The organism is Photorhabdus sp. CRCIA-P01 (assembly GCF_003545805.1).
Taxonomy (GTDB): domain Bacteria; phylum Pseudomonadota; class Gammaproteobacteria; order Enterobacterales; family Enterobacteriaceae; genus Photorhabdus; species Photorhabdus antumapuensis.
Genome location: NZ_NMQR01000203.1, coordinates 1 through 763, shown reverse-complemented (window position 1 = coordinate 763; position 763 = coordinate 1). Strand labels below are relative to the sequence as shown.

General features: G+C 50.9%; 1 protein-coding gene. It reads right to left on the bottom strand.

Features of this window, described 5'->3' with window-relative positions; all coding sequences use genetic code 11:
* Positions 1–643: filamentous hemagglutinin N-terminal domain-containing protein (locus D3222_RS24845; protein ID WP_232832683.1), on the bottom strand; the 643-nt coding region annotated here is incomplete at its 3' end.
* Positions 644–763 lie beyond the last annotated feature (120 nt).

Here is a 763-nt window from a genome sequence, read left to right as displayed (position 1 = left end):
AATCTTCCCCGGTAATCGGCACAATCGTCCCGCGTTTTAAATCAATCCGGTTGGGGCCTTGTGTCAATGTCAGGTTTTTCGCCTGTAGTCTGCCGTTGAGCTGAGTGGTCCGACTGATGATATCGACAGTATCCTGCGCCGTCGCATCCAGCCCTTTTTCACCCAGGATGATGGCGCCTTTCTTCACTTCCAGGGCCGCTAACGCCCCGTCTTGATCAAACACCGGTTTACCGGTCGATAAGGTGACCGCCGGGGTATTGATAAAGCCGCAACCATTACAAATCATGCCATTCGGGTTGGCGATGAAGACATGAGCTTTCTGCCCTGCGACTTCCAACAACCCTTGCAGATTTGAAGCAACACTCCCCACCACTTCATTAATAATCAGTTCAGCCGATTGGCCTTTAAAGTTCAGATTCGCGCCGATTTGCCCTGCCAGCAGCGACGGCACATCATGGGTCGCGTTATTCAATACCAGTCCTGAGGTCCCGACATTAAACGTCTGATAACGGTTATGTGAAACGCCCCGGGCGTTCGGGGCCGCAATATGAATAATCGGGCGATTGTTTTTCGAGGTTATTCGCGTGTGCTTATCCGCCAGTTTAATTCCCGGGACTTCTCCTTCTATTTCGGCGAAATTCATTGTCAGTTCAGGACCCTGCCTTAACGCCCTTTCAATCAGCGCAGAAGTCACCGGCGTATACTTCCCCTCAACTGAATTATACTTTCCTTCAGCTGAGTGCAATTCGGTGTTGTTTTGGGT